Here is a 22,903-nt window from a genome sequence, read left to right as displayed (position 1 = left end):
AACAAGGAGAATAATAATGCTTAAGCCATTGACCCTACTATCTGCTTCAATTCTTGCTGTGACCAGTTTTAATGCTGCGGCGAACTGTGACCCGGGTGAAACGGTCATCAAGTTCAGCCATGTAACGAATACAGATAAACACCCGAAAGGAATCGCGGCTTCATTACTTGAAAAGCGTGTCAACGAAGAGATGAACGGAAAAATGTGTATGCAGGTTTTCCCAAACTCAACGCTTTATGATGATGATAAAGTACTTGAAGCGCTGCTTAATGGTGATGTGCAACTTGCTGCCCCTTCTTTGTCAAAGTTTGAAAAGTTCACTAAAAAATACCGTATCTTCGATCTGCCTTTCTTGTTTGAAGATGTTGAAGCGGTTGACCGTTTCCAAAATTCACAAGCAGGTGAAAAGCTCAAGAATGCAATGCGTCGCCGTGGCCTTCAAGGCTTGGCGTTTTGGCATAATGGCATGAAGCAGATGTCGGCTAACCAGCCACTTATCTCTCCTGAAGATGCGAAAGGCCTCAAGTTCCGTGTACAGGCGTCAGATGTATTGGTTGCTCAGTTTGAACAGCTTGGTGCTAACCCACAGAAAATGTCATTCAAAGAAGTTTACGGTGGTCTACAAACCAAAGTTATCGATGGCCAAGAAAACACATGGTCAAACATCTACGGTAAAAAATTCTTCGAAGTTCAGGACGGCATTACCGAAACAAACCACGGCATCTTGGATTACCTTGTGGTGACGTCTAAAGATTTTTGGAAAGGGCTACCTGAAGATCAGCGTCGTCAACTTGGTAACATCATTCAAGAAGTTACCGAAGCACGTAACGCAGAGTCTTCGAAGGTTAATCTTGCCAACAAGAACAATATTATTGAAGCCGGCGGTGTAGTTCGTTCTTTGACTGCTGAACAGCGTCAAGAATGGGTGACAGCACTTCAACCCGTGTGGAAGAAGTTTGAGAAAGACATTGGTTCAGACTTAATCGAAGCCGCATTGGCGTCGAACCAGTAATTACCAACAATAATTATAACGATCTCTAACTATTGGCCCTCTTGTTCGGGAGGAGGGCCTTTATTTGAACTGCGATAAAGTGAAGAAACTTATGGAACAGTCTATTTTTGCCAGAATCGGGAAGGTGACGGACGCAATCGAGGAAACTCTGATCGCGTTTTTCTTAGGAGCGATGACCTTGCTCACTTTTGCTAACGTTGTGTTTCGCTATGTCTTTAATGACAACATTTTATGGGCGTTGGAACTAACGGTCTTTATGTTCGCTTGGATGGTGCTGGTTGGCGCATCATACGGAGTGAAAAAGCATTTCCACATCGGCGTTGATGTCATTATCAACCTCGCGCCAGAGAAACTGCGCAAAATCTACGCTCTCGCCGCTGCCGCTGGTTGTTTGACCTTTTCTATTCTACTGCTGATTGGCTCATGGAACTATTGGTATCCCTTTGCGACCGAGCGTGCGTGGTATGAAACCGACGATATTCCGATGCCAGAGATACTGCAATTTATGGCGGATTGGCTTAATGAAGGCGAGCGTTACGAAAAACTGCCACGTTTTATTCCTTATATGGCGCTGCCGATCGGTATGGCGTTGCTGACATTACGTTTTGCACAAGCCACTTGGCAGATCATGACTGGCGAGCTTGATCGTCTTATTGCTGGCCATGAAGCGGAAGAAGAACTCGAAGCATGGAAAGAAGAACTCAAAGACGCGGGCGAGGCGATGGAACCTAAACACAACAATAACAGCAAGGAGAGCTAAGCCATGGATATTTTATTCTTATTTATCATGGTGATTGGCTTTATGCTGATCGGTGTACCAATTGCGGTGTCATTGGGTCTATCAAGTGTCTTGTTCTTAATGATCCATTCTGACGCGTCACTGGCGTCAGTGGCACAAACCTTATTCAATGCATTTGCCGGACACTACACTTTACTCGCGATTCCATTTTTTATTCTCGCTTCAAGTTTTATGTCAACTGGTGGGGTGGCGAAACGTATTATTCGCTTTGCCATCGCGATGGTTGGTTGGTTCCGCGGCGGCCTCGCGATGGCCTCTGTGGTTGCCTGTATGATGTTTGCCGCGCTGTCGGGGTCATCTCCTGCAACGGTAGTGGCTATCGGTAGTATTGTTATCGCCGGTATGATTAAAAACGGCTATTCAAAAGATTTTGCGGCTGGAGTTATTTGTAATGCCGGGACGCTAGGAATCTTGATTCCACCTTCTATCGTTATGGTGGTGTATGCGGCGGCGACGGATGTATCCGTAGGTCGTATGTTCTTAGGTGGCGTGATTCCTGGCCTGTTGGCGGGCGTAATGTTGATGATAGCTATCTACATTGCGGCGCGTGTAAAGAACCTACCGAAACAACCCTTTGTAGGTTGGAAGGAAATGTTTAATTCAGCAAAGGATGCCAGCTGGGGTCTATTGCTGGTGGTCATTATTCTTGGTGGTATCTACGGTGGTGTTTTCACCCCGACCGAAGCTGCTGCCGTTGCGGCCATTTACTCATTCTTTATCGCTAACTTTGTCTACAAAGACATGGGACCATTTTCCGATAAGAAAAACACCAAGCCTGCACTGGTCAAGGTTGTTCAAGCGTTTGTGCATAAAGACACAAAACAGACTCTGTACGATGCGGGTAAGCTAACCATTATGTTGCTGTTTATCATTGCTAATGCTTTGATTCTCAAGCACGTACTGACGGAAGAACGCATCCCTCAGATGATTACTGAGTCGATGTTATCGGCCGGACTGGGGCCGATAACTTTCCTCATTGTGGTCAACGTTCTACTGTTGATTGGCGGTCAGTTTATGGAACCATCGGGTCTGCTGATCATTGTTGCTCCACTGGTGTTCCCAATTGCGATTGCGCTGGGCATCGATCCTATTCACCTTGGTATCATGATGGTGGTCAATATGGAGATTGGCATGATAACGCCGCCAGTGGGGCTCAACTTGTTTGTCACCGCTGGGGTGGCCAAAATGTCGATGATGCAGGTGGTTAAAGCGGCATTGCCATGGGTCGGAGTGATGTTCTTGTTCTTGATCATTGTGACTTATGTACCTTGGGTATCAACCTGGCTACCAACCACCCTGATGGGGCCAGAAATCATCACCAAGTAGTGTTTGATTAGAAACGTAATAAAAAGCCCCGCAATGATGTCATTGCGGGGCTTTTTATTGGCATGTGGCATTGGTTAATCAGATTTGTAGTTATCTTTATCTAACCCATATTTTTGCATTTTATCGTAGAGAGTTTTCCGTGCGAGTTGCAGTTGCTGCATGGTTTGCTTGATGCTGCCTTGGTGATGGTTTAAGGCTTGTTCGATGAGACTCTTTTCAAACTCAGCCATCTGTTCGGCCAGCCCCATATCGTGGCTCTCTGGCTCAGGTTGACCATCGAACTGCGACAATCTACCGAGTAAAACAAAACGTTCAGCTGCATTGCGCAGTTCACGCACGTTACCCGGCCAGTCGTGGCTCATTAACTGATGGATTTGTTGCGCCTCTATCGCGGGTGCTGATTTACCATAGCGCGCGGCAGCCACTAACAAAAAGTGATGGAATAAGGTTGGGATGTCTTCTTTACGTTGTCTCAGTGGCGGTAAATCGAGTGTGACAACATTGAGGCGATAATAGAGATCTTCGCGAAAGAGCCCTTCACTTGCGGCTTGTTTAAGATCAACCTTGGTCGCCGCAATCACTCGGATATCAATCGGGATCAGTTCATTAGAGCCAACGCGTTCAATCACACGCTCTTGTAATACCCGCAGCAGACGAATTTGTGCTTGCATCGGCATTGACTCAATCTCATCTAAGAACAGTGTTCCGCCTTGCGCATGTTCAAATTTGCCAATACGTTGATTGTCTGCGCCAGTGAATGCGCCTTTTTCATGGCCGTATAGCTCGCTTTCAATCAGGTTTTCTGGAACTGCGCCGCAGTTAATCGCGACAAAATTATTGTCGCGACGAGAGCTTTGTTCGTGAATCGAGCGGGCAAACAGCTCTTTCCCGGTTCCGGTCTCGCCAAACAGTAAAATGTCGGCACTGGTGTCGGCGATATGGATGATGGTATCGCGCAACGCCTGAATTGATGGTGTGTCACCAATAATTCGCGGGCCTAACGCCTGACTCGCTTTCAAGCTACGTTTTAGCTCTTGGTTCTCTATTGTCAGCTCACGTTTTTCTAAGGCGCGTCGGGTCGTGTCTATCAGGCGATCAATCGGAAATGGTTTTTCAATGAAATCATAAGCGCCGTTTTGTAGGGCATTTACCGCCATCGAGATGTCGCCGTGACCAGTAATTAAGATCACCGGAATATCTGCATCTTGGTGCAAAATGCTCGACAACATGTTCTCGCCAGAAAGACCAGGCAGACAGATGTCTGTAATCACAACCTTTGGCAGTCCATCGATTTTAATCGCCAATAGGGCGTCTTCGGCACTGGCGAAAAATCGCGCTGAGATCTCTTCAAGTTCAAAGCTTTGTTCAATGGCGAGACGAATGTCGCCCTCGTCATCGATGAATATTACATCGTACATCGGTGTTCCTTGTTACGCTTGTTCGGTGTTCAGCGGCAGTGAAATAATAAAACGCGCGCCACCTAATGGTGATTCATTGACTTGCAGGCGGCCATTCATGGCTTGCATGATCTGTTGTGAGATCGATAAACCAAGCCCTAAACCATTTTTCTTGGTGGTGTAGAAGGGCTCAAACAGTTGGGCTCGTTGGTTAAACGGAATCCCAGGACCGTTGTCATCGACATAAATACACAGCTGTTGATCTCGTTGTTGGGTCGAGATAACGACCTGCTTATGACTTTGTTGTGTCACGGCTTGCAGCGCATTGGTGATGAGATTAATCAACACTTGCTCAAATTGAATTGGGTTGAGCACTACCTCTGGTAGTGGATCGCCAAGCTGTAACGTCAACTCAGTTTGTTCGGCTTTAAATTGCGCGCTGAGCAGTTCTTTGGCAGCGATGATCAACGGAGAGACATCAAGCTGGCTTATTTCGTTACTGTCACTCTTTTTGGCAAATGAACGCAGTTGATTACTGATCTTTGCCATTCTATCGGTCAATGCCGAGATGCGCATTAAATTATCATCGACGCGATCATAACTTTGCTTAACCAGAAAGCGTCGAGCATTGTCGGCGAAACTGCGAATTGCGGCGAGAGGATTATTCAACTCGTGGCTAATACTCGCCGACATTTGCCCTAATACCGCCAGTTTGGCCGCTTGGATTAGTTCGTTTTGTGTCTGACGTAATGCTTGCTCGGTTTTGACTCGTTCATGAATTTCCGCTTGTAATTCTGAAGTACGCTCCATCACCAAAAACTCAAGTTTTTGTCTGGCCTCTGATTGTAACTGCTCGAACTGACGTTTTTTTAACTGGCGTTGGTAGGCAAGTTGCAGTGAAAGGTAGGCGATGACAAACAGCAAGCTGGTTACTAAAGCAAAGCTTAATGAGTTCCAAACCAAAATGGATTTCGAACTCAGTACACGTAAGGTCAGTGGGTGTTTACTTAATGGACGTGAAGAGACTAAGTAGTCATTTTCAAACCCAGAGGCCGTCGGGTTTTTTAACTCAGCATGCTCTTGGCTTATATCTCCAATAAGATTCATTGAACGAATTGGTTTATCTAAGTACTGGCGACTGTTAAGAATAGTCAAACGATCCTGTTCAGACAGAGGGGTTAAACTTTTAAACAACCAGTCGTCATTGCTTGACATAAAGATGACATTATTGGCGTCGGTAGCGACGAAGATATTGGTTCTATTTTGCCAATTGGCCTCAATCGCAGTGAGATCTGTCTTAATTACGATGACGCCAATGATTTCCGCCGCGTAGGTGACGGGATAAGAGAAATAGTAGCCGCGTTGTTTGGAGCTTGAACCGAGCGCAAAATATTGACTGCGCTGCCCTTGGATAGCGTCTGAAAAGTAAGGTCGCCAAGCGTAATTCCGCCCCAAGAACGATCGCTCAAGGTTCCAGTTGCTTGACGCAATGGTATTGCCATACTCATCAAGCAGGTAAGCGTCCGTCGATTGGATGATTTGATTAACCTGCTCAAGAAAGCGGTTGGTCAACTCTATCTGCGCCGTATTGTTGGGCGACTGGAGAGCGGCAACTAGAGCGGGGTCTTTGGCGATCAACTGCGGTAAATGCGCATACTTATCGAGTTTACTAGAAATGTACTCAGCAAAACGTTCTAGTTGTTCTTGATGGTTTGCTAACTGCCTGTTTTCACTTGATTGCCAAAACCAACTTGAGCCACCGATAACGACAAAAACGTACAGCACTAGTAGAGTAAATTTGCTGCGACGAAACGTTAGCATTTCAATCCCTGAATGACTTCTTTAACTGGCTATAGCGTAAAGGGTTTTGTTACAAATGTGTTTAGGTGCATTGATAAATTGAGGGATAAAACCGGACTTAGATCTACTTTTGTCTTTAAACTCAAAAAAAACATTAGTTTCTCTTGAAAAAGACTTTAATGTCCCCATTTCTGAGTGCAAAGAAACCGTAATTGGTGTTTTTTTTAGCAGTTAAGTGAGTTTTTAGGGTTATCGCGTGGCGATCTCAGCGATCGGCTCGACAGCTATCGATCTGCTCGGTAGAATGCTGCGTCTAAATTTTTAATCCTGAGGCTAATCGGAGATACCTTTAGCGACGATTGTTCGAGAAGATATCGCTGATTAGTCCGGTAACTAAGATGGCTTAGTTTCCGATACTCGATTTATGAAGAGTACTCATAGAGTACATACAAGGATGGGTTCTCTCTATAACACGAGTGGAGCACATAAGCTCAGTAATCTGAGCCAGTTTTGAGGTTAATGAATAATGCAAGTTACTGTTGAAACGCTAGAGGGCCTACAGCGCCGTCTAAACATTACTGTTCCTGCTGCAAACATCGAAGATGCTGTAACAGCTGAACTACGCAACATCGCAAAAAACCGTCGTTTCGATGGTTTCCGTAAAGGCAAAGTGCCGCTAAAAATGGTTGCGCAGATGTACGGCAAAGCAGTACGTCAAGACGTGATGGGCGAAGTAATGCAACGTCACTTCATCGAAGCGATCGTTAAAGAAAAAATCAACCCAGCAGGCGCTCCAGCTTTCGCTCCAGTAGAGAACAATGAAGGTCAAGACCTAGTGTTCACTGCAACTTTTGAAGTTTACCCAGAAGTTGAGCTGAAAGGTCTTGATAAGATCACTGTTGAAAAACCAACAACTGAAGTTCAAGATGCTGACGTTGAAGAGATGATCGACACACTTCGCAAGCAGCAAGCTGCTTGGGTTGAAGTTGAAGAAGCCGCTGGCGAAGGCAAGCGTGCAACAATTGATTTCGTTGGTTCTATTGACGGTGAAGAGTTTGAAGGCGGAAAAGCTGAAAACTTCCCACTAGAAATGGGTGCAGGTCGTATGATCCCAGGTTTTGAAGATGGTATCGCAGGTAAGACTGCTGGTATGGAATTCGAAATCGATGTGACATTCCCTGAAGATTACCACGCTGAAAACCTAAAAGGTAAAGCGGCTAAGTTTGCTATCAAAGTAAACAAAGTTGAAGCGCGTGAGCTACCAGAACTAAACGACGAGTTTGTTTCTAAGTTCGGTGTTGCTGAAGGTGGTATTGATGCACTTAAAGCAGAAGTTCGTAAGAACATGGAACGTGAGCTTAAGCAAGCGATCAAAAACCGTATCAAAGAGCAAGCGCTTGACGGCCTAGTGAAAGAGAACGACATCGACGTTCCTACTGCACTTATCGATCAAGAGATCGGTACCCTACGTCAGCAAGCTGCGCAACGCTTTGGCGGCAACCCTGAAGCAGCAGCGCAGCTTCCACGCGAATTGTTCGAAGAGCAAGCTAAACGTCGCGTAGTTGTTGGTCTGCTTCTAGGTGAAGTGATCAAGTCTGAAGAGCTAAAAGCGGACGACGAAAAAGTTAAAGCTATCATCGAAGAGATGGCAACAGCATACGAAGATCCAGCAGAAGTCGTTGCTTACTACGAGCAAAACGAGCAAATGATGAACAACATGCGTAACGTTGCTCTTGAAGAGCAAGCGATTGACGCTATCATTGCTAAAGCTCAGGTGACTGAAGCGGCCGTTAGCTTCAACGAGCTAATGAACCAGCAGCCAGCAGCGTAATAAGCAATATAGTGCTTAGAAGGTTGACTTAGCGTTAACTATTCTGCTAACAATGGTCCGTATGAAATATTTCATCCGGGCCATTTATTTTAGGGACATAACAATATGAGCTACCAAGAAAAAAATGCAATGTCACCAATTTTAGACGCGCTAGTACCAATGGTGGTTGAACAGACTTCCCGTGGTGAACGTTCTTACGACATTTACTCTCGTTTGCTTAAAGAACGTGTCATATTCCTAACCGGTCAAGTAGAAGATCAGATGGCAAATCTTGTCGTGGCTCAACTACTTTTCCTTGAATCTGAAAACCCAGACAAAGACATTTTCCTCTACATTAACTCGCCAGGTGGCAGCGTAACAGCAGGTATGTCTATTTACGACACCATGCAGTTTATTAAGCCAAATGTAAGCACGGTTTGTATGGGACAAGCTTGTTCAATGGGCGCTTTCCTGCTCGCAGGTGGTGCTCAAGGTAAGCGTTACGTTTTACCTAATTCACGTGTGATGATTCACCAACCATTGGGTGGTTTCCAAGGTCAGGCATCTGATATCCAGATCCATGCCCAAGAAATTCTGACCATTAAACAAAGACTCAATAAACTTCTTGCTGAGCATACCGGCCAGCCACTAGAAGTGATTGAGCGTGATACTGACCGCGATAACTTTATGGCAGCAGATCAAGCTGTGGAATACGGTTTAGTCGATGCAATTCTGACTCAACGCGGCGAATAACTAGCAAGATTGGGGTATATTGATATACACTCAATTTATATCAGTAAAGGCTAAGAGGTTAGCGAATGACAGATAAAAGCAAAGAGAGCGGTAGTAGTAAGCTTCTTTACTGCTCTTTCTGCGGCAAAAGCCAGCACGAAGTTCGCAAGCTAATCGCTGGTCCGTCAGTCTATATTTGTGACGAATGTGTCGATTTGTGTAACGACATTATTCGTGAAGAAATTAAAGATGTTCTACCAAAGAAACAATCCGAAGCGCTTCCTGTGCCTCGCGATATTCGTGAACACCTTGATGACTACGTGATCGGTCAAGATTACGCTAAGAAAGTGTTAGCAGTAGCCGTTTATAACCACTATAAGCGTTTACGAAATGGAGATACAACGAGCGAAGGTGTTGAACTTGGTAAAAGTAACATTCTTCTGATTGGTCCAACGGGTAGTGGTAAAACACTGTTGGCAGAGACCTTAGCTCGTTTCCTAGATGTACCATTCACTATGGCTGACGCAACCACGCTAACAGAAGCGGGTTACGTTGGTGAAGATGTCGAAAACATCATCCAGAAATTACTGCAAAAATGTGATTACGACGTCGCTAAAGCGGAACGTGGTATTGTGTACATCGATGAAATCGACAAGATTTCTCGTAAAGCTGAAAACCCATCGATCACGCGTGACGTGTCGGGTGAAGGTGTTCAGCAAGCGCTATTGAAATTGATCGAAGGCACGGTTGCTTCGGTTCCACCTCAAGGTGGTCGTAAGCACCCACAACAAGAGTTCCTCCAAGTAGATACATCTAAGATTCTATTTATTTGTGGTGGTGCTTTTGCGGGTCTCGATAAAGTGATTGAGCAGCGTGTTGCGACAGGCACAAGCATTGGCTTTGGCGCCGAAGTTCGTTCAAAAGACGAAACCAAAACTGTGGGTGAGTTGTTCACTCAAGTCGAACCTGAAGATTTGGTTAAATATGGCCTTATCCCTGAGTTCATTGGTCGTCTTCCTGTAACAACGACGTTGACAGAGCTCGACGAGGACGCACTGATTCAGATTCTGTGTGAACCAAAGAACGCCCTGACCAAACAATACGCAGCGCTTTTTGAACTAGAAGATGCCGAACTTGAATTCCGTGAAGACGCCCTACGTGCTATCGCCAAAAAAGCGATGGAGCGCAAAACAGGTGCTCGTGGTCTACGTTCAATTCTAGAAAACGTGTTGCTTGAAACCATGTATGAACTGCCATCAATGAATGACGTAAGTAAAGTCGTTATTGATGAGTCAGTGATTAAAGGTGAATCTGAGCCTCTGCTGATTTATAGCAACTCAGATAATCAAGCTGCAGGCGCAGAATCATAATCTAAATCACAGATTTAGAGACAGATAGAAAGGGAGTAATCATTTACTCCCTTTTTTTTATTCTTTCATTGAATCCAACCAATTAGCCCCCATATACTGCTCATAAGACTAAGCGGAAGAGAGAAGCATATGAACTTGGAACGTTCCGAACGTATCGAGATCCCCGTACTACCTCTAAGAGATGTAGTCGTTTACCCGCATATGGTAATTCCTTTGTTTGTTGGCCGTGAAAAGTCGATCGCCTGTCTAGAGGCGGCGATGGATAACAACAAGCAAGTGTTATTAGTAGCGCAAAAAGAAGCGGATACTGATGAGCCAAATCAGGCAGATATGTTTGAAGTGGGTACCGTTGCCACCATCCTACAATTGCTGAAACTGCCAGATGGCACGGTGAAGGTGTTAGTAGAAGGTCAGCAACGCGCCAAAATTAACCACTTTATCGAAAATGACTTCTTTTACGCTGAGGCTCAGTACCTTACAACGGCTGAGCTGGATGAGCGCGAGCAAGAAGTGATTGTTCGTAGTGCTATTAATCAGTTTGAAGGCTTCATTAAGCTTAACAAGAAGATTCCACCAGAAGTACTAACGTCACTCAATGGTATTGATGAAGCAGCGCGTCTGGCTGATACCATCGCGGCGCACATGCCATTAAAGTTAGCTGACAAACAGAGAGTACTTGAGCTGCTTGAAGTGAGTGAGCGTCTTGAGTTCTTAATGGGTCAGATGGAGTCTGAAATCGACTTACTTCAAGTTGAGAAGCGCATCCGTACCCGCGTTAAGAAACAGATGGAAAAATCTCAGCGTGAGTACTATCTGAATGAGCAAATGAAAGCGATTCAGAAAGAACTGGGTGAGAGCGAAGATGGTGTTGATGAGTTTGAAACGCTTAAGCAGAAAATCATCGATGCTAAGATGCCAAAAGAAGCGCGCGAGAAAACCGAGCAAGAACTGCAAAAGCTGAAGATGATGTCGCCAATGTCGGCCGAAGCGACAGTGGTACGTGGCTATATTGATTGGATGCTTGGCGTACCTTGGAACAAACGTTCTAAAGTGAAGAAAGATCTCGCCAAAGCGGAAAAAGTGCTTAATGAAGACCACTATGGTCTAGAGCGAGTCAAAGAACGTATTCTTGAATACCTCGCAGTACAAAGCCGAATCAATAAGCTCAAAGGGCCAATTCTTTGTCTTGTTGGTCCTCCTGGTGTCGGTAAAACTTCATTAGGTCGCTCAATTGCAGCGGCAACAGGTCGCCAGTACACCCGTATGGCACTTGGTGGCGTGCGTGATGAAGCGGAGATTCGTGGACATCGTCGTACTTACATCGGCTCGATGCCTGGCAAACTGATTCAGAAAATGTCGAAAGTTGGCGTTAAGAATCCGTTGTTCTTGCTAGATGAGATTGACAAAATGTCTTCGGACATGCGTGGCGATCCTTCGTCTGCTCTATTGGAAGTACTTGATCCTGAACAGAACAATGCATTTAACGACCACTACCTTGAGGTTGACTACGATCTCTCTGATGTGATGTTCGTTGCGACGTCTAACTCGATGAATATACCTGGTCCACTGCTGGATCGTATGGAAGTGATTCGTCTGTCAGGTTACACCGAGGACGAAAAGCTCAATATTGCTAAGCGCCACTTAGTAGAGAAGCAGATTAAGCGTAATGGCTTGAAAACGGGTGAAATCGAGATTGAAGACTCAGCCATCATTGGCATTATCCGTTACTACACCCGTGAAGCTGGGGTACGTAGCCTAGAGCGTGAAATTTCTAAGATTTGTCGTAAAGCGGTTAAAAACATTCTTCTGGCACCAGAGCTGAAGAAAGTCACAGTCAACATTGATAACCTCAAAGAGTACTTAGGGGTGCAACGCCACGACTTTGGTAAAGCGGAAGACAGCAACCGTATCGGCCAAGTTACTGGTCTAGCTTGGACGGAAGTGGGCGGTGATCTGCTGACTATCGAAACGCAATCAATGCCAGGTAAAGGTAAGCTCACTCAAACAGGCTCTCTGGGCGATGTGATGCAGGAGTCGATTCAAGCTGCGATGACCGTGGTTCGCTCTCGTGCTGAGAAGTTAGGAATTAACACCGACTTCTATGAGAAGCGTGATATTCACGTGCACGTGCCTGAAGGTGCGACACCAAAAGATGGTCCAAGTGCGGGTATCGCAATGTGTACCGCTTTAGTATCGAGCCTAACTGGTAATCCGGTTAAAGCTGAAGTAGCAATGACTGGGGAAATTACCCTACGTGGTGAAGTGCTTCCGATTGGCGGCCTTAAAGAGAAGTTGCTAGCGGCACACCGTGGTGGCATCAAAACGGTGCTTATTCCAAAAGACAACGAGCGTGATTTGGAAGAGATTCCAGACAACGTTATCGCCGATCTTACTGTGATTCCAGTACGTTGGATTGACGAAGTATTGAAAGTTGCATTGGAAAAAGATCCGTCAGGTGTTGAGTTTGCCATCGAAAAATAGTGATGTGCAGCAAAAATAAGTAAAAGATTACGCTGATAAGCATAAAAAGGCTTGTCAGCGTTTTTTTTGGGCGCTAACGTTAGCGACTATAGCTTCAAGCCTTGTATTGTAAGGGTTTGTCGTTAATTTGAAACGAAATGGAACGTATAGCCACCTATAAAAATACAACCAGGTGGCGCAAAGGGGAATCACAGTGAATAAAACACAATTAGTAGAAAAAATCGCAGAAAATGCAGATCTATCTAAAGCTTCTGCAGGTCGTGCTCTAGACGCATTCATCGAAGCAGTTGGCGAAACTCTGCAATCAGGTGACCAAGTTGCTCTAGTTGGCTTTGGTACATTCAGCGTTCGCACTCGTGCTGCACGCACAGGTCGTAATCCAAAGACTGGTGAAGAGATCCAAATCGCTGAAGCAAAAGTACCAGCATTTAAAGCGGGTAAAGCTCTAAAAGATTCTTGCAATTAATCAAAAAATCGTCATTTAGACGTATTTTTTCGAACCTTTTTAAATTATGCGCATCATACTGATGCGCATTTCTTTTTCTGATATTATCGCGCTATCCAGATTTTTAATTTAGTAATGTACGTCGCACTGGCTAAAGCAGCATTTGAGTGCGTTGTATAAGCGGAGAGTAGTTTAAGTATGATGGACCGATTACGCGAAGGCGTTAATAGCATCGCGGTTAAAATTATCTTAGGGCTTATCATCCTGTCTTTTGTGTTCGCGGGAGTTGGTAGTTACATTATCGGTGGCTCTAACAATGCAGCAGCAAAAGTAGGTAATGTTGAGATTGGTCGTGGTGAGTTTGAGCAAGCTTATCAAAATGAACGTAATCGTATGCAGGCTCAGCTTGGTGATTACTTCTCTAACCTGCTTGCCGATCCAAGTTATGTTGAGTCTTTCCGCAAGTCTGTTCTTGATCGTATGGTTGACGATTTGTTGCTAGAACAGCACGCAGAGTCATTAGGTTTACGTGTGAGTGACTCTCAGGTAAGAACGCTGATCTTAGAGATGCCTCAATTCCAAGTCGACGGCCAGTTTGACCAAGACATCTACCAAACCGCGCTGCGTCGTGCTGGGTTCTCTCCTGAGAGCTTTGCTGAGTACCTTCGTCGTGATTTGGTACGCAATCAACTGCTAACGGCTATCCAAGCTAGTGACTTTTCACTGCCTGGCGAAGTGGAAGCGCAAAGTAAATTACTGACTCAAACTCGTGACATTAAGAAAATCACTTTATCACGTGCAGATTTTGCCGCTAAAACTGAGCTGTCTGAGCAAGAAATTGAACAGTACTATCAACAAAACGCTGAGCGTTATACTCGTCCGGAACAAGCCAAAGTTGCTTACATCGAACTTTCTGCGCAGCAGTTGAAACAAGCGTTCGAAGTGTCTGACGAAGAAGCTAAGCAATACTACCAAGAGCATCTAGACAAATATTCGTCTGAAGAGCAGCGTAGTGTCAGCCATATTCTGATTGAAGGTGATGACCAAGCAAAAGCGCAAGCTATCTTAGATGAGTTAAACGCGGGTGCCGATTTTGCAGCTTTGGCTGAAGAGAAATCCGATGACTTTGGCAGTGCGTCACAAGGTGGATCGCTAGGTTGGATTGAGCGTGATGTCATGGACCCTACGTTTGAAGAGGCCGCATTTGGTCTACAAAATGTTGGTGATACGACGGGCTTGGTTAAATCGAGCTTTGGTTACCACATCATTAAGCTTGACGAGTTGAAAGATTCAGTGGCTAAGCCTTACCAAGACGTAGCCTCAGACATCAAGCAAGAGCTTAAGGACCAGCGCGCTGTTGATAAGTTCTACGAACTGCAAAGTGAACTTGAGCGCATTGCTTTTGAATATCCAGACTCTCTCGACGATGCAGCAATTGCGATTGATGCTAAGATCCAAACGACGGACTTTATCTCTGAATCTGATGCCCCTGAGCTATTGAAAGCGCCAGCGGTTATGCAGGCGATTCTAAGCCCAGAAGTCAAAGAAGATGGATTAAACTCTGAAGTGATTGAAGTTGCACCAGAGCACGTGATCGTCTTGCGTGTAGAAGAGAGTCGTGATGAAACCGTGCTTCCACTCGAAGAGGTTCGTTCACAGGTGACTGAATCACTGGCGAACATCAAAGGTGAACAGGCTGCGATGGAATTAGCGCAAACGGTGATTGAAGGCCTTAAGCAAGGTGAGCAGGCTTCTCTTGTTGAGAACGATTTGGCGTTCAGCGAGACTGAAACGCTTGATCGCAGCTCTCCGTTAGCCGATGTTATCTTCTCTATGGCGAAACCTGCAGAGGGACAAGCTGAGTTCGCGTCAGCCAAAGATCTTAATGGTGACATCGTTATCGTTGAGCTAACTAAGGTAGCTGCTGACTTTGATCCGCAGTATAACCAGCAAATTGGCGCTCAGATCACTCAGGTCAACTCTCAGCAAGATTTATCGGGTCTAGTGAGTATTTTACGTAAGACCATCGATATCGAGTACTACGTTGTGAACTGATCGCAACAGATAATGTAATTGATACATCGATAAAAAACGGACTGCTTCGGCAGTCCGTTTTATTTTGTCTCTCAGGCGTGTTGCTTTTTCATCAATCAGGATAGTCTCAACGGACTTCACACCAAAGAGGAATACCCAAATGATGAAAACCGTTTTGCTGGCTTTTATTTTGTTCTGTGTCAGCCCGTTAAGCTTCTCGCAGCAGCAGGATGTAGACCCAAAATATGATGGTATTGAAATCACGGTCAACATTAATCAAGCCAGTGCGCAAGAGTTAGCGGATCTGTTAAAGGGAATTGGACTGAAAAAAGCGCAAGCGATTATCGACTATCGTCAGCACAATGGTGACTTTACCAGTGCTGATGCACTCACGGCGATAAAAGGGATCGGTCCATCCATTGTTGAAAAAAATCGCGACCGGATTGAGCTATAACTGTTCGTAAGAGCGCGAGGGCGCTCTTTTTTTTAATTCACTTCGATCCTGCCTAGAACCTACACTCGTTTACCTCTATAATTTCACGCCGAACAGGGTCTCAGCATTAAGCTTTGACGCGCAACCAACATGGAGTAAAACATGTCGTCTCATACACCGGTGGTCACCGTTGATGGACCGAGCGGTGCCGGTAAAGGTACGCTTTGTATGCTACTAGCCAAACAGCTAGGTTTTCACTTACTAGATTCTGGTGCGATTTACCGCGTACTTGCGCTTGCAGCCATTCACCATGGTGTCGATTTAGAGTCTGAAGATGCCCTGGTTCCTCTTGCGACCCATTTAGATGTTCAATTCATTGCTGAAGGTGACTTGGTAAAAGTGATCCTTGAAGGTGAAGATGTCTCGGGTGAATTGCGTAAAGAAGTCACCGGTATGGCGGCATCAAAAGTGGCGGCGCTACCACGTGTAAGAGAAGCGCTACTGCGCCGTCAACGAGCGTTTGCTGACGGCAGAGGTTTGGTCGCGGATGGACGCGACATGGGTACGGTGGTTTTTCCACAAGCAGAAGTAAAGATTTTCCTTGATGCGAGTGCGCAAGAGCGCGCGAGTCGTCGCCTTAAACAGTTGCAAGGCAAAGGGTTAGATGTTAGATTTGACGACCTTTTGAGCGAGATCCAAGAGCGTGACGATCGAGATCGTAACCGCCCAGTAGCGCCATTACGCCCTGCTGAGGATGCGCTTTTGCTTGATTCTACTACGATGAGTATCGACGAAGTGGTAGAAAAAGCACTACAATATATCGAATCGAAGCTAGTAGCATAGGCTGCTAGGTAAGAGCGTTGGTCGCAAGGATGATGACTGGCGAATTTAATAACCCCACGCGGTAGGATACCCGTGGACGTTTAATTTATTGAAGATTAAATAATGACTGAATCTTTTGCTCAACTCTTTGAAGAGTTTCTAAACGAAACCGAATTCCAACAAGGCAGTATCGTTAAAGGTACTGTAGTAGCTATCGAGAACGGTTTCGTTCTTGTTGATGCTGGTCTTAAGTCTGAATCTGCTATCCCTGCTGAACAGTTCAAGAACGCTGCTGGCGAACTTGAAGTTGAAGTTGGCGCTGAAGTAGACGTAGCTCTAGACGCTGTTGAAGATGGTTTCGGTGAAACTCAACTTTCTCGTGAGAAAGCGAAGCGTCACGAAGCTTGGATCGTACTTGAGAAAGCTTGTGAAGAAGCTGAAACTGTTGTTGGTATCATCAACGGTAAAGTTAAAGGCGGTTTCACTGTTGAACTAAACGGAATCCGTGCTTTCCTTCCTGGTTCTCTAGTAGACGTTCGCCCAATCCGCGACACTGCTCACCTAGAAAACAAAGAGCTAGAGTTCAAAGTTATCAAACTTGACCAGAAGCGTAACAACGTAGTTGTTTCTCGTCGTGCAGTAATCGAGTCTGAGAACAGTGTTGAGCGTGATGAGCTTCTAGAAACTCTACAAGAAGGCGCAGAAGTTAAAGGTATCGTTAAGAACCTTACTGACTACGGTGCATTCGTAGACCTAGGCGGCGTTGACGGCCTGCTACACATCACTGACATGGCTTGGAAGCGCGTTAAGCACCCTTCTGAGATCGTTAACGTTGGTGACGAGATCCAAGTTAAAGTTCTTAAGTTCGACCGTGAGCGTACTCGCGTATCACTAGGTCTTAAGCAACTAGGCGAAGATCCATGGGTAGCAATCGCTAAGCGTTACCCAGAAGGTCACAAACTATCTGGTCGCGTTACTAACCTAACTGACTACGGCTGTTTCGTTGAAATCGAAGAAGGCGTTGAAGGTCTAGTACACGTTTCTGAAATGGATTGGACTAACAAGAACATTCACCCATCTAAAGTTGTTAATGTTGGCGACGAAGTTGAGGTTATGGTTCTTGAAATCGACGAAGAACGTCGTCGTATCTCTCTAGGTCTGAAACAGTGTAAAGCTAACCCATGGCAGTCATTCGCTGAAGCGCAAGCTAAAGGCGATAAAGTAACTGGTAAGATCAAGTCTATCACTGACTTTGGTATCTTTATCGGTCTAGACGGCGGCATCGATGGTCTAGTTCACCTATCTGACATTTCTTGGAATGTTGCTGGTGAAGAAGCGGTACGTGAGTACAAGAAAGGCGACGAAATCTCTGCAGTTGTTCTAGCAGTAGACGCTGAGCGTGAGCGCATTTCTCTAGGCGTTAAGCAAATGGAAAATGACCCATTCAATGCTTACGTTGCAGACAACAAGAAAGGTGCTCTAGTTAACGGTACTGTTACAGCAGTAGACGCTAAAGGTGCAACTATCGAGCTTGAAGAAGGCGTAGAAGGTTACATCCGCGCTTCTGAAGTTGCTCGTGACCGCATCGAAGACGCTTCTCTAATCTTGAGTGTTGGTGACAGTGTTGAAGCGAAGTTCACAGGTGTAGACCGTAAGAACCGCGTAATCAACCTATCTATCAAAGCTAAAGACGAAGCTGACGAGCAAGAAGCAATGGCTTCACTGAACAAAGCAGATGATGCTTCATTCGGTAACGCTATGGCTGACGCTTTCAAAGCAGCTAAAGGCGAATAATTGTTTCGCTTTTAAGTTAAAGGAGCCGTAAGGCTCCTTTTTTATATTTTAATTTTGAATAGTGGTAATACCAATCTCTACAAGTCGCTCAAGAAAAAGCACTTTTTCTTTGCACACATTGCTCAAATATTGTCTAAAATGTAAGGCAAGTGTTTGTTGGAACTGGTATTGCTTACTATAATAAGTGATAAATTACTCTATGAGGACAACTATGACTAAGTCTGAATTGATCGAAAGACTCTGTGCTGAACAGACGCACCTGTCTGCAAAAGAGATAGAGGATGCTGTAAAAGATATTTTAGAGCATATGGCGTCAACGTTAGAAGCCGGTGACAGAATCGAGATTCGTGGTTTCGGCAGCTTTTCTTTGCATTACCGAGAGCCGCGTGTTGGGCGCAATCCGAAAACGGGTGAAAAGGTTGAGTTAGAAGGTAAGTTCGTTCCTCACTTTAAGCCTGGTAAAGAATTGCGTGAACGCGTAAATCTTGATTAAAGAGCAGTAACATACTGATTTGAGAGCGGCATACATAGTGTATGCCGCTTTTTTATCCTTCGAATTAGCAGAGATAACCATGGTTTGTTTGGCGCTTTTCCTGCATAATCGTAACGGCGGAATTTATCTTAGGTGATGGACTATGAAAATTATAAAAATCGTTCTCGTACTGGCCCTATTTTTAATTGCACTGGCACTCGGCTCCCAGAACCAAGTGGTGGTGACTTTTAACTACCTACTTGCACAGGGTGATTTTCATCTTTCAACATTGTTAGGTGTCGTGTTTGTCGTTGGCTTTGCGTTAGCATGGTTGATCTTTGGTAGCTTACATCTAAAGTCTCAGCTTCAAGTGCGCAAGTTGAGGAAAAAACTCAATAAACTTTCTCCAGCTACAAGTGAACCATCTCAAGGTAAAGCTTAGCAGTCGTATTTAGGTAGGCTATTACTCGATGTTAGAAATTCTCTTCTTGCTATTGCCAATCGCCGCCGCATACGGCTGGTATATGGGCAACCGAAGTGCTCAGCAAGACAAGCAGAAACAATCCCATCAGATTTCTCGACAATATGTAACGGGCTTAAACCTGTTGCTATCGGATCAGTCTGATAAAGCGGTTGATCACTTTATCGAGCTTCTTCAGGTCGACAATGAGACCATCGATACCCATCTCGCTCTCGGCAATCTTTTTCGCTCCCGGGGTGAAGTTGATCGCGCCATCCGTATCCACCAAAACCTTATCTCTCGTTCTGGTTTGACTATCGACCAGAAAAACATCGCGTTACAACAACTAGCAAAAGATTATATGGTTTCCGGCTTTTTGGATCGTGCCGAGAAGATTTTTGAACAGTTAGTTGAAGAGCCTGATCACAAAGAGGCCGCGCTGCAGCAATTAGTCGCTATTTATCAGCAAACGCGTGAATGGAGCAAAGCCATCCATTATGCCAATTTGTTGGTTAAAATGGGTCGTAAGCGCATGCGGACCAGCATTGGTCACTTCTGGTGTGAATTGGCAATGCAAGAGAAGTCTGATGGTAACGACACTATGGCTATTCAGCACTTTAAACGTGCCTTAACGGAAGATCCTAAGTGTGTCCGTGCGAGTATTGCGCTCGGTAAGTTGTACCTTGAGTCAGAAGACTATAAAAATACCATCAAGTACATGGAGCGTGTGCTTGAGCAAGACAGTGACTTTATAAGTGAAGTACTACCAACACTGGCTGAGTGTTATCACCACATTGGTCAAGAAGATGAATTACTTGGCTTCTTACGCGAGTGCATCGTCAGCAAAGCGGGGGTTTCGGCAGAGCTAATGCTCGCGCAGCTTGTTGCTCAACATGATGGGGTGGGTGCGGCACAAGAGCTGTTAACTCGACAACTCGTTAAGAACCCAACCATGAAAGGCTTCTATCGTTTGATGGATTATCATTTAGCAGAGGCTGAAGAAGGCCGTGCTAAAGCCAGTCTCGGTACACTGCAAAAACTGGTGGGTGAACAATTAAAAACGAAGCCTCACTATCGCTGTCGTAAATGCGGATTTTCTACCCACTCAATGTACTGGCATTGTCCTTCATGCAAAGGGTGGGGAACCATCAAGCCAATTCGAGGACTTGATGGTGAATAGGCAAATCATTGGGTCTATCCCAGAATAAAATGGCAGTGGTGATCCCGCTGCTTTTTTTCGATTTTTATAAATATGTTAGGAGATGAGATGATCGACCAAAAAGTAATTGTTGCCCTTGATTATGATAACCAAGCCGACGCACTCGCTTTTGTGGATAGAATTGACCCACGCTCGTGCCGCCTTAAAGTGGGCAAAGAGATGTTTACGCTATTTGGTCCTGATTTCGTCAAACAGTTACACCAACGTGGTTTCTCGGTATTTTTGGATCTCAAATTTCACGATATTCCCAATACGTGTTCAAAAGCGGTGCGTGCGGCTGCTGAGATGGGCGTGTGGATGGTTAATGTTCACGCCAGTGGTGGTGAACGTATGATGACGGCTTCACGTGAAATACTCGAGCCATATGGCAAAGATCGCCCGCTATTGATTGGTGTTACAGTCCTGACCAGTATGGAGCAGAGCGACTTGGCAGGAATAGGTTTAGACATTGAACCGCAACAGCAAGTCGTTCGCTTGGCTAACTTGAGTAAAAACTCAGGGCTAGATGGCGTGGTATGCTCAGCGCAAGAAGCGTCAACGTTAAAACAACAGTTAGGCCAAGAATTTAAGCTTGTTACTCCAGGCATTCGACCTGCTGGCGCTGATGTTGGCGATCAGAAACGTATCATGACGCCGTTTGATGCCATTCAAGCCGGGTCGGATTACTTAGTGATTGGCCGCCCGATCACGCAAGCCGTCAACCCTGATCAAGTGCTTGTCGATATCAACGCTTCACTTGCGTGATGTCAAAGTACAGCTTTGGATAAAAACAAGGTCAGCTCAGGCTGACCTTTTGTTAGGCAGGAATACCACTGTGGAATTTAAAATCCGAATCTGGCGATGAGATGAGGTCTGCTTCTAAGCGGCCAAAGTAGGCGATACGCTCATCAATATTATGACCTGCAATGGCTTCGGCAAGAGCCAAATAGTCTTGATAATGGCGTGCCTCTGAACGCAGTAACGAGATATAAAACTTCGCGATATCCTCATCCATATGCGGTGCCAATTTGGCAAAGCGCTCACACGATCGCGCTTCTATATAAGCACCAATAATTAGTTTATCGATCAAGGTTTGTGGCTCGTGGGTGGTCATATGACTTATTAAGCCTTTGGCATAACGACTTGCTGGAATCGGTTCATAAGCAATATCACGTGCTTGCATAATCTCTAACACTTGGTAAAAATGATGCAACTCTTCTTTAATCAGCAGTACCATCTTATCGATTAAGTCCTGACTGTATGGCGAGTCAGACTTTGCCATGATGGCTTTGGAGATATGACTTTTGCCTTTTAGAGTTTGCAGACTACCGACTTTGCGATAGGCGAAATCTTCGTAAGGCTTAAACCAATCGAGTAGATTAGACGCACTAGATGTGTCGACGGCATATTTACGGATTAAATACATCGCAGACTGTCCAGCTTTCAGCTCACACAAATCTTGGGAATATTGAAATTCTCGAAAAATAGCTAGAAAAGTGACTCAAATGAACTGTTCTTAACTTAAATTTTCCAATTAAAACAGAATGATATGTAATTTTTGGGAAAGTCAAATTTTGGCAAAAAAGCAATATGCACGACTCGGCCTTTTGAAGAACTACCGTGCATATTGCTATCTGTTTTGCTGTTTTTTTGTACCATGTGGCTATTTTGTGTGAGCTAGAGTGATGCATAACTTTAAACTATCAGATGGAATTGATACGGGTGAGACCGAGAGTTAACGATTGTAACTGCTAATCAGCAATGGAATTTTACTTTCCACCTACGTGGATCACAGGTTTTATGTTTTTTGTCAATATTGAATTAACAATATCTTTTAGTAGCCGGACTCTTTGACAAGCTTCTTTGTTAAGAAGGTGATTAGTATCTTGCTGTCACATATGTAGATGTAATGTCAACACCCAAGATGATAAAAAATCCGACTATTAGGATTAGATGAAAAACGTGTTGTAGATAGTTCAGTATGCAATTGATATAATGATATATTTGTATTGTTTGTTTGGCAATTAGTAGGCTAGGGAGCTTAATTCTTTGAAATACAATGAGTATTTGGAATCAGCAAGACGTCATAGTTACGCTTGTCGATTAATGCGTGATCGAGCTAATGATTTTAGTGATGAGGATAGAAATACAGAAAATTTCAAACATTTGGTTTGCAGTCTTTATTATCTGTCTGGTTATGTAATTGAGTGTTCATTGAAATTTAAAATATTCGAGTGTTGTGGTTTTGACTCTGAAATAGATATCGATGATGAAGAGTGTAGAAAAGTTGGAATAAATTATCGAAAAAAAATCAAAACACACTCTTTTACTACACTTCAAAACTACTTGAACTCCAAAATCAGTGGGATTACACATGAAAGTGATGATATTCAAATAGTAGCTCTTCTTGAAAATTGGAGCCCTGAAATTAGATATGAAACTAGAGAGCTTGATTTTGATTTGGTTAAAAATTTCCATGAGCATGCTAGTAAGTTCCTAAGAATAATGTAAGGATTAA

19 protein-coding genes and 1 pseudogene are annotated in these 22,903 nt (G+C 44.6%); 17 read left to right on the top strand and 3 right to left on the bottom strand.

Annotated elements, in window-relative coordinates:
• Positions 1 to 16 precede the first annotated feature (16 nt).
• From BS19_RS01690 to BS19_RS01680, 3 genes are all read left to right on the top strand, one after another.
• Positions 17 to 1,012 carry a TRAP transporter substrate-binding protein gene (locus tag BS19_RS01690; RefSeq protein ID WP_038172944.1) on the top strand — a complete coding sequence of 332 codons (996 nt, stop codon included), beginning with the start codon at positions 17 to 19 and terminating at the stop codon, positions 1,010 to 1,012.
• 91 nt (positions 1,013 to 1,103) lie between these two features.
• Positions 1,104 to 1,772 carry a TRAP transporter small permease gene (locus tag BS19_RS01685; RefSeq protein WP_038172943.1) on the top strand — a complete coding sequence of 223 codons (669 nt, stop codon included), beginning with the start codon at positions 1,104 to 1,106 and terminating at the stop codon, positions 1,770 to 1,772.
• Between the two features lie 3 nt (positions 1,773 to 1,775).
• Positions 1,776 to 3,137: a TRAP transporter large permease gene (locus BS19_RS01680; RefSeq protein WP_038172942.1), complete on the top strand. Its 1,362-nt coding sequence runs from the start codon at positions 1,776 to 1,778 to the stop codon at positions 3,135 to 3,137.
• Positions 3,138 to 3,211: 74 nt separating this feature from the next.
• Here BS19_RS01680 and BS19_RS01675 read toward each other — a convergent pair whose 3' ends face one another.
• A complete protein-coding gene (locus BS19_RS01675; protein WP_038172941.1) occupies positions 3,212 to 4,555 on the bottom strand; it encodes a sigma-54-dependent transcriptional regulator in 1,344 nt (447 codons plus the stop codon).
• 12 nt (positions 4,556 to 4,567) lie between these two features.
• On the bottom strand, positions 4,568 to 6,355 hold the full coding sequence (locus tag BS19_RS01670; RefSeq protein WP_038172940.1) for an ATP-binding protein: 1,788 nt from the start codon (positions 6,353 to 6,355) through the stop codon (positions 4,568 to 4,570).
• A gap of 505 nt (positions 6,356 to 6,860) precedes the next feature.
• Here BS19_RS01670 and tig point away from each other — a divergent pair.
• From tig to pyrF, 13 genes are all read left to right on the top strand, one after another.
• Positions 6,861 to 8,165: a trigger factor gene (gene tig, locus BS19_RS01665; RefSeq protein WP_038172939.1), complete on the top strand. Its 1,305-nt coding sequence runs from the start codon at positions 6,861 to 6,863 to the stop codon at positions 8,163 to 8,165.
• Between the two features lie 105 nt (positions 8,166 to 8,270).
• Positions 8,271 to 8,897 carry an ATP-dependent Clp endopeptidase proteolytic subunit ClpP gene (gene clpP, locus BS19_RS01660; protein WP_038172938.1) on the top strand — a complete coding sequence of 209 codons (627 nt, stop codon included), beginning with the start codon at positions 8,271 to 8,273 and terminating at the stop codon, positions 8,895 to 8,897.
• Positions 8,898 to 8,962: 65 nt separating this feature from the next.
• The gene (gene clpX, locus BS19_RS01655) at positions 8,963 to 10,246 is read left to right on the top strand and encodes an ATP-dependent protease ATP-binding subunit ClpX (RefSeq protein ID WP_038172937.1); all 1,284 of its coding nucleotides are present in this window, start codon (positions 8,963 to 8,965) and stop codon (positions 10,244 to 10,246) included.
• A gap of 129 nt (positions 10,247 to 10,375) precedes the next feature.
• The gene (gene lon, locus BS19_RS01650; RefSeq protein WP_038172936.1) at positions 10,376 to 12,727 is read left to right on the top strand and encodes an endopeptidase La; all 2,352 of its coding nucleotides are present in this window, start codon (positions 10,376 to 10,378) and stop codon (positions 12,725 to 12,727) included.
• A gap of 187 nt (positions 12,728 to 12,914) precedes the next feature.
• On the top strand, positions 12,915 to 13,193 hold the full coding sequence (locus BS19_RS01645) for an HU family DNA-binding protein (protein ID WP_269376233.1): 279 nt from the start codon (positions 12,915 to 12,917) through the stop codon (positions 13,191 to 13,193).
• A gap of 177 nt (positions 13,194 to 13,370) precedes the next feature.
• The gene (gene ppiD, locus BS19_RS01640) at positions 13,371 to 15,227 is read left to right on the top strand and encodes a peptidylprolyl isomerase (RefSeq protein ID WP_038172934.1); all 1,857 of its coding nucleotides are present in this window, start codon (positions 13,371 to 13,373) and stop codon (positions 15,225 to 15,227) included.
• A gap of 139 nt (positions 15,228 to 15,366) precedes the next feature.
• Positions 15,367 to 15,660 (top strand): ComEA family DNA-binding protein, encoded by a 294-nt coding sequence (locus tag BS19_RS01635; RefSeq protein ID WP_038172933.1) that lies wholly within the window; start codon positions 15,367 to 15,369, stop codon positions 15,658 to 15,660.
• 141 nt (positions 15,661 to 15,801) lie between these two features.
• Positions 15,802 to 16,482, top strand: coding sequence for a (d)CMP kinase (cmk, locus tag BS19_RS01630; RefSeq protein WP_038172932.1), 681 nt, complete (start codon positions 15,802 to 15,804; stop codon positions 16,480 to 16,482).
• 102 nt (positions 16,483 to 16,584) lie between these two features.
• Positions 16,585 to 18,255, top strand: a complete 1,671-nt coding sequence (gene rpsA / locus BS19_RS01625) for a 30S ribosomal protein S1 (RefSeq protein WP_038172931.1) — start codon at positions 16,585 to 16,587, stop codon at positions 18,253 to 18,255.
• A 211-nt stretch (positions 18,256 to 18,466) separates the two neighbouring features.
• Positions 18,467 to 18,748, top strand: a complete 282-nt coding sequence (gene ihfB / locus BS19_RS01620) for an integration host factor subunit beta (protein ID WP_038172930.1) — start codon at positions 18,467 to 18,469, stop codon at positions 18,746 to 18,748.
• A gap of 142 nt (positions 18,749 to 18,890) precedes the next feature.
• Complete coding sequence (locus tag BS19_RS01615; protein WP_038172929.1) at positions 18,891 to 19,169, top strand: LapA family protein; 279 nt, start codon at positions 18,891 to 18,893, stop codon at positions 19,167 to 19,169.
• A 28-nt stretch (positions 19,170 to 19,197) separates the two neighbouring features.
• Complete coding sequence (gene lapB, locus BS19_RS01610; RefSeq protein WP_038172928.1) at positions 19,198 to 20,367, top strand: lipopolysaccharide assembly protein LapB; 1,170 nt, start codon at positions 19,198 to 19,200, stop codon at positions 20,365 to 20,367.
• Between the two features lie 87 nt (positions 20,368 to 20,454).
• Entirely contained in the window at positions 20,455 to 21,150 is a 696-nt protein-coding gene (pyrF, locus tag BS19_RS01605; protein ID WP_038172927.1) for an orotidine-5'-phosphate decarboxylase, read from the top strand.
• A gap of 52 nt (positions 21,151 to 21,202) precedes the next feature.
• On the opposite strand, the pseudogene miaE reads toward pyrF, so the two are convergent.
• A pseudogene (miaE, locus tag BS19_RS01600) lies at positions 21,203 to 21,841 on the bottom strand (tRNA isopentenyl-2-thiomethyl-A-37 hydroxylase MiaE); the annotation flags it as partial.
• A 593-nt stretch (positions 21,842 to 22,434) separates the two neighbouring features.
• Between miaE and BS19_RS01595 the strand changes: the two are divergent.
• Complete coding sequence (locus tag BS19_RS01595; protein ID WP_157631113.1) at positions 22,435 to 22,896, top strand: hypothetical protein; 462 nt, start codon at positions 22,435 to 22,437, stop codon at positions 22,894 to 22,896.
• Positions 22,897 to 22,903: the final 7 nt, after the last annotated feature.

The sequence above is a fragment of the Vibrio pacinii DSM 19139 genome (genome assembly GCF_000711795.1).
GTDB classification, from domain to species: Bacteria; Pseudomonadota; Gammaproteobacteria; order Enterobacterales; family Vibrionaceae; genus Vibrio; species Vibrio pacinii.
This window is presented reverse-complemented; position numbering and strand designations above follow the sequence as displayed.